Source organism: Devosia sp. (assembly GCF_034675085.1).
Classification (GTDB): domain Bacteria; phylum Pseudomonadota; class Alphaproteobacteria; order Rhizobiales; family Devosiaceae; genus Devosia.
In genome coordinates, this window is the sequence record NZ_JAUCDN010000205.1 from 1 (window position 1) to 5,963 (window position 5,963).

Below are 5,963 nucleotides of genomic sequence, written 5' to 3' on the forward strand. Positions count from 1 at the left end.
CGAGCAGGCCGGTCATGGCGTGGGCATCGAGCCGCTGGCGGAAGGCGGCCCAGCTTTGCACGTCCAGGCTATCGCAAAGATGATCGGCGCCGGCGCCAAGCATGAACATGGCTTCGCCATCGCTGGCGCCGCTTTCCTGCAAGTCCGCCAATACGGCGGCGAGCTTGTTGAGGAGGATGGTCTGGGCGGGCGAGGACATGGCGGCTCCGGAAAATGGGGGCAGGCCGGGCGGATGGCCCGGCGCAATCCTTAGGCGGGCAGGGGCCGGTGAGCAAGATGTTACCGGGCCGGAAGAGTTTTTTCGCAACGAATGGCCCCGGGCGGGCATTCCCCTGCCAGCAGCTGCTTCTCCCTTGACCATCAGGAAAGGCATATAAAATGCATATCAAAGCCATCGCCTCCGCCGCCACTCTAGCCGTTGTGCTGGGCTTTGCCGGCACGGCCGCTGCCCAGACCATGATCGGCAACCAGACCGTTTCCGAAGCCGATCACGAGCGGGTGAAGAATTATTGCGAGGATCTCAAGACGGCCGACAATCAGGCCGTGTCGAGCACGGAAAGCGACGAGACCGCCGCCGCCGACGAAGGCACCGAGGCGACTGAAACGGCCGCCATCGGCTCCGTCGATCTCGACCAGGTCACGCTCGAAAACTGCATCGAAGCAGGTTTCGTGACCAAGTGACCGGGGCCTGCGGCCCCAAATGCCCGGCGCTGCGCCGGGCATTTGTCTTGGGTGATTGCGCCTTCGCCTCGATCACAGATGGCGGAAGCGGGGAACCCGAGCCGCCGGTGCCCCGTTGATCGGGCAACACAGGTTAATGCGTAAGGCATTTCCGAAATCGGCGGCGCGTGGAGGCTGACGCTCCTTTGCGAAGCTGCCGGTGGGGCGCGAAACTTCGGTTTCGCGTCCTTTTTTCATGTCCGGGCTTGCCAAAGCCATGCAATCGCCGCTCACTGCACGATCATGCGGTTGTAAAGCGGATTTATGCAATGAGTGTGCAGATCGATGCCGTGGATCGCAAGCTTTTGCGCGCCCTTCAGGCCGATAGCCGCAAAAGCGTGCAGGTGCTGGGCGAACTGGTGGGACTTTCCGCCTCCGCCTGCCATCGCCGCCTCAAGGCGCTGGAAGATGAGGGCCTGATCGAAGGGTATCGCGCCGTGCTCAATGCCGGCCTTCTCGGCTATTCGATGCAGTTCTTCATCGAGGTAGGGCTGACCAGCCAGAGTGAAGCGGCGCTCGATGCCTTCGAGGCGGCGGTGCAGGATATTCCCGAAGTGCTCGAATGCCACCTGATGGCGGGACATTCCGACTATATCCTGCGGGTGGCGTGCCACGACCACGAGGATTTCGAGCGGGTGCACCGCCGGCTCAGCGCCCGTTTGCCGGGGGTGGCCCGCATTCATTCCAATATGAGCATCCGCACGGTGAAGGCGCGCACGGGCCTGCCTGTCTAAAGCCCGGAGGTGAGGTTGAGCCGGTCCAGAAGCGGACGGTCGGCCGGTTCCACCATGGTAGCCAGGAAGCGGACCACGATCTTGCGGGAATCGGGGGGAAGGGACGCGATGGAGGCATTGATGCGCCGCGTCTGGCTGACCGAGAGGGCGGCGAACAATTCCCGCCCCTTGTCGGTGGCGTGGAGCAGGCGCTGGCGCCGGTCGGAATGGCCGGTTTTCTGCTCGATATAGCCATTATCGATCAACTGCCGCAGCACCCGGGCCAGGCTCTGCTTGGTGATCTTGAGAATATCGAGCAGGTCGGCCACCGGCATGCCGGGGCGAAGATTGACGAAATAGAGCACGCGGTGATGGGCGCGGCCGAACCCCTGACGCAGCAGCAGCGCATCGGCATCGCTGGTGAAGTCGCGATAGGCGAAAAACAGCAGGCCCATAATGTCGAGCGGCAGATGTTCGCCATTTCCCGTTGCGGAATTTATGTCAGCCATGTTGACACTTTTTTGGTTCGCTGCCATTGTCTTTCCATTGCGACGCCGTTCTGTCTTATCCATCAGCCATTGTTGTTTGCCAAGGGCTTGGGGCTGGGGCATGATCGGGGCCAATGGGTGCCCGCATGTGGCGGCGCCCTCGACATCTCTGGAGAGAATCATGGCAGGCGTGCCGATGGACCAGCGAGAAGGCTGGATCTGGTTTGATGGTGAATTCAAACCCTGGAAAGACGCGAAGATTCATGTACTGACGCATGGGCTGCATTATGCCAGCTCGGTGTTTGAAGGTGAGCGCGCCTATGGCGGCGAGATTTTCAAGTCGCTGGAGCATACCGAAAGGCTGATCCGCTCGGCCAAGACGCTCGACATGACCATTCCCTGGTCGGTGGAGCAGATCGAAGAGGCCAAGCGCGCGGTGCTGGCCAAGAATGACCTGGTCGACGCCTATGTGCGCCCCGTGGTGTGGCGCGGCTCGGAAGAGCTGAGCGTGCCGGCCCGCAACAACAAGGTGCACCTGGCCATCGCCGCCTGGGTGTGGCCGAGCTATTTCTCGGTCGAGGAGAAGCTCAAGGGCATCCGCCTGGAGTGGAGCCGCTGGAAGCGCCCGAGCCCGGAGACGATTCCGTCCTCCGCCAAGGCGGCGGGCCTTTACATGATCTGCACGCTGTCCAAGGACGCGGCCATGGCCAATGGCTATGCCGATGCCCTGATGCTGGACTATCGGGGCTATGTGGCCGAGGCTACCGGCGCCAATGTGTTCTTCATCAAGGGCAAGGACATCGTGACGCCCGAGCCGGATTGCTTCCTCAACGGCATTACCCGGCAGACGCTGATCGATCTGGCCAAGCGCAATGGCTATACGGTGACCGAGCGTCACATGAAGCCCGAAGAGCTGGCCGATTTCGACGAATGCTTCCTCACCGGCACGGCCGCCGAGGTGACCCCGGTCAGCGAGATCGGTGACTATCGCTTCACCCCCGGCGAAGGCTGCCGCACTCTGATCGACGCCTATACGCGCGAAGTGCAGCCCGCGCGCGCCGCCGCCGAATAGGCGGGTGGGAAAGAAAGAAAAAAGGCCGGGCCTCGTGTCCGGCCTTTTTGTTTTTGGTGGCACCAGCATGGGTGCAAGCATAGCGCCGAAGCGGAAGGGGAGGATAAGAGGTTGTTCGCCTATTCCCAGCGCGCCCTGGCGGCGTCGTCTTCCCGCTTGGCTTCCACCCAATGGGTGCCGCTCGGCCCGGTTTCCTTCTTCCAGAAGGGGGCGTCGGTCTTGAGATTGTCCATGAGGAAGCTGGCGGCGTCGAAGGCGGCGGCGCGGTGGGGCGAGAGGGTCATCACCTGCACGATGGGCTCGCCCGGGTGCAGCGTGCCGTAGCGGTGGATGATGGTTGTGTCGAGCAGATTGAAACGAGCCTTGGCGGCTTCAGCCAGGGCGGTGAGCTGGTTGACGGCCAGCTCCGGATAGCATTCCAGCGTCAGGGCGAAGATGGGCTCGGCGGGAGCACTGCGCACCACGCCGGTGAAGGTGACGGCGGCGCCGGCGCCATTGCCGGCGCGAAGAAAGGCATTGGTCTCGGCGCCGGGATCGAAGGGCGCGGTGGTGACGCGGATGTCCATGGCTCAGCCCCCGGTCATCGGGGGAAAGAGAGCCACGGTGGCGGCGCCGGCGAGAGGCGTGTCGGGGCCGGCCAGTTTCGCATCGACGGCGGCCCGGATGAGGCTGCGTTTTTGTGCAGCCAGCGCGAAGGCTTCGTCACGGGCGGCGAGAAAATCGATGAGCTGGGCTACGGTTCCCACCTCGGGGGGCAGAACCAGCTCCTCCTCGCCGCGATTGAGGCGTTCGCGCAGCCAGGCGAAATAGAGAATCTTCATGCCTGTTCTTGCACCAGATGTGGCCAGCTGGCGCGCAGATATTGCCAGCCGGTCCAGAGGGTGAGCAGGCCAGCCAGCCAGAGCAGGATATCGCTTACGAGGCCAAGGCCGGGCATAAGGCGTTCGAGCAGAACCACGGCCAGGGCGACGAGTTGTACGGTGGTTTTCCACTTGGCCAGCCCGGACACCTTGAGCACGACCTTGCTGGCGCCGAGAAATTCGCGCAGGCCTGAAATGAAGAATTCCCGGAACAGGATGGCGCAGGCGGGCACCATGTCGAGGGTGGACAGGCTCCCATCCCAGGCGAGGACGGCGATGAGGATGCCTACCAGCAGCTTGTCGGCGATGGGGTCGAGCATGCGGCCAAGGGGCGAATACTGGTTCCAGGCGCGGGCGAGATAGCCGTCGAGCCAATCGCTGGCGGCGGCGATGACATAAAGCGCCAGGGCGATAGCGCGCAGCGTCCCCTCGCCGCTCATCACCAGCCAGACGATGGGAATGATCGCCAGGATGCGGGCGATGGTGATGATATTGGGACCGAGGAAGAGCGGGTTCTTGGCCATGGGGGGAGATGAACAGGAATGGCGGGAGGGGGTCAAGGTTCGGTGCTCGCAATGCGTTCAAAAAGCGGCGCTGTGAACCCCCTCGCACCGTGTCATGCCGGCTAAGGCCGGCATCCATCCTGAAGATGATCCACCGCTTTGAGCACGTGGGGATACATTCGGAGATGCATTCCGGCTCAAGGCCGGAATGGCACCGTGGTCGGGGGAACGCTCTTGTGAGCCCAAGGGCGAAGGCCCTCAAGCCACCGCCCGGCTGGCGGCGGCGCGCCTTTGCGTCACGGCTTCGGCCAGGCCTTCAAGGGCGGTGACGGTGGTGTCCCAGTCGATGCAGCCATCGGTGATGGATTGGCCATAGACCAGCTCGCGGCCCGGAACGAGATCCTGCCGGCCGGCGACGAGGTTGGATTCGATCATGACGCCGATGATGCGGCGGTCGCCCTGGGCCAGTTGCGTGCCGATTTCGGCCAGGACGGCCGGCTGGTTTTCCGGCTTCTTGGCGGAATTGGCGTGGCTGGCATCGATCATGATGGCGGGGGCAAGGCCCGCCTTGAGGGTGGCCTGGGCCGCCGCCTCGACGTTTTCGGCGTCGAAATTGGCGGTCTTGCCGCCGCGCAGGATGATATGGCAATCGCCATTGCCGGTGGTGGCGGCGATGCCCGAGCGGCCATCCTTGGTGACGGCCATGAAATGATGCGGCTGCGACGCCGAGAGCACGGCGTCGAGCGCGATGCGCACATTGCCGTCGGTGCCGTTCTTGAAGCCGACCGGGCAGGAAAGGCCCGAGGCGAGCTCGCGGTGAATCTGGCTTTCGGTGGTGCGCGCGCCGATGGCTGCCCAGCTGACCAGATCGGCGATATATTGCGGGGTGGTCATGTCGAGGAATTCGCAGGCGGCCGGCAGGCCGAGATTGGCGATGTCGAGCAGAAGTCCGCGGGCGGTGTGCAGGCCTGTTTCAATGTCGAAGCTGCCATCGAGGTTGGGATCGTTGATGAGCCCCTTCCAGCCCACGGTGGTGCGGGGTTTTTCGAAATAGACGCGCATGATGATTTCGAGCCGGTCGCACAGCCTGTCGCGCAGGGCTGCCAGGCGGCCGGCGTAATCGAGCGCGGCGGCGGGATCGTGGATGGAGCAGGGGCCGACGACGACGGCGAGGCGATCATCCTGGCCGGCGAGGATGTTATGGAAGGCGTGACGGGCAGCGATGACGGTGCGGGTGGCCGCATCGGTGCGCGGGTGTACGCGCATCACCTCGATGGGTGTGGTGAGCGGTTTGATCTCGGTGATGCGAAGGTCGTCGGTGGCTTTGAGCATTTTCTGGTCTCTCGTGGGGTTCGAGGGGCCAAGAAAAAAGCCGCCTCGAAAGTCGGGCGGCTGGCTTGCGATCTGTGGTCTGGTCTTAGGGGATCAGGACGCGCGCGCATTAGCCTCCGCCGGGAGCGGATAGCTAAAATACCAGAAGGAATAAGCGGCGGAACGGATCATGGCCAAATGTGTAGCCGAGCTTTCCGGCGCTGTCGAGTCCGGCTTTGGTCGAACCCGTCAGCCGCCGGCGCCCTGGTAATTGCGCAGGCAATGGCGCCAATGGG

9 protein-coding genes are annotated in these 5,963 nt (G+C 63.5%); 3 read left to right on the forward strand and 6 right to left on the reverse strand.

Annotated elements, in window-relative coordinates; genetic code table 11:
* A partial coding sequence (locus tag VDP82_RS12640; protein WP_323015203.1) for a hypothetical protein occupies positions 1 to 199 on the reverse strand: 199 nt, incomplete at its 3' end.
* A gap of 179 nt (positions 200 to 378) precedes the next feature.
* Between VDP82_RS12640 and VDP82_RS12645 the strand changes: the two genes are divergently transcribed.
* Together VDP82_RS12645 and VDP82_RS12650 are read left to right on the forward strand one after the other, a co-directional pair.
* The gene (locus tag VDP82_RS12645; RefSeq protein ID WP_323015204.1) at positions 379 to 681 is read left to right on the forward strand and encodes a hypothetical protein; all 303 of its coding nucleotides are present in this window, start codon (positions 379 to 381) and stop codon (positions 679 to 681) included.
* A gap of 308 nt (positions 682 to 989) precedes the next feature.
* Positions 990 to 1,454: an Lrp/AsnC family transcriptional regulator gene (locus VDP82_RS12650; RefSeq protein ID WP_323015205.1), complete on the forward strand. Its 465-nt coding sequence runs from the start codon at positions 990 to 992 to the stop codon at positions 1,452 to 1,454.
* On the opposite strand, the gene VDP82_RS12655 is transcribed toward VDP82_RS12650, so the two are convergent.
* On the reverse strand, positions 1,451 to 1,942 hold the full coding sequence (locus VDP82_RS12655; RefSeq protein WP_323015206.1) for a MarR family winged helix-turn-helix transcriptional regulator: 492 nt from the start codon (positions 1,940 to 1,942) through the stop codon (positions 1,451 to 1,453). The two genes, VDP82_RS12650 and VDP82_RS12655, sit on opposite strands and share 4 nt — an antisense overlap.
* 160 nt (positions 1,943 to 2,102) lie before the next feature.
* Here VDP82_RS12655 and VDP82_RS12660 point away from each other — a divergent pair, with 160 nt between their 5' ends.
* Entirely contained in the window at positions 2,103 to 2,993 is an 891-nt protein-coding gene (locus VDP82_RS12660) for a branched-chain amino acid aminotransferase (protein WP_323015207.1), read from the forward strand.
* Between the two features lie 119 nt (positions 2,994 to 3,112).
* On the opposite strand, the gene VDP82_RS12665 is transcribed toward VDP82_RS12660, so the two are convergent.
* From VDP82_RS12665 to VDP82_RS12680, 4 genes are all read right to left on the reverse strand, one after another.
* Positions 3,113 to 3,559 (reverse strand): molybdenum cofactor biosynthesis protein MoaE, encoded by a 447-nt coding sequence (locus VDP82_RS12665; RefSeq protein ID WP_323015208.1) that lies wholly within the window; start codon positions 3,557 to 3,559, stop codon positions 3,113 to 3,115.
* Between the two features lie 3 nt (positions 3,560 to 3,562).
* A complete protein-coding gene (moaD, locus tag VDP82_RS12670) occupies positions 3,563 to 3,814 on the reverse strand; it encodes a molybdopterin converting factor subunit 1 (protein ID WP_323015209.1) in 252 nt (83 codons plus the stop codon).
* Positions 3,811 to 4,377: a CDP-diacylglycerol--glycerol-3-phosphate 3-phosphatidyltransferase gene (pgsA, locus tag VDP82_RS12675; RefSeq protein WP_323015210.1), complete on the reverse strand. Its 567-nt coding sequence runs from the start codon at positions 4,375 to 4,377 to the stop codon at positions 3,811 to 3,813. The genes moaD and pgsA overlap by 4 nt, the downstream gene beginning before the upstream one ends.
* Before the next feature lie 237 nt (positions 4,378 to 4,614).
* Entirely contained in the window at positions 4,615 to 5,688 is a 1,074-nt protein-coding gene (locus VDP82_RS12680; protein ID WP_323015211.1) for a 3-deoxy-7-phosphoheptulonate synthase, read from the reverse strand.
* Positions 5,689 to 5,963 lie beyond the last annotated feature (275 nt).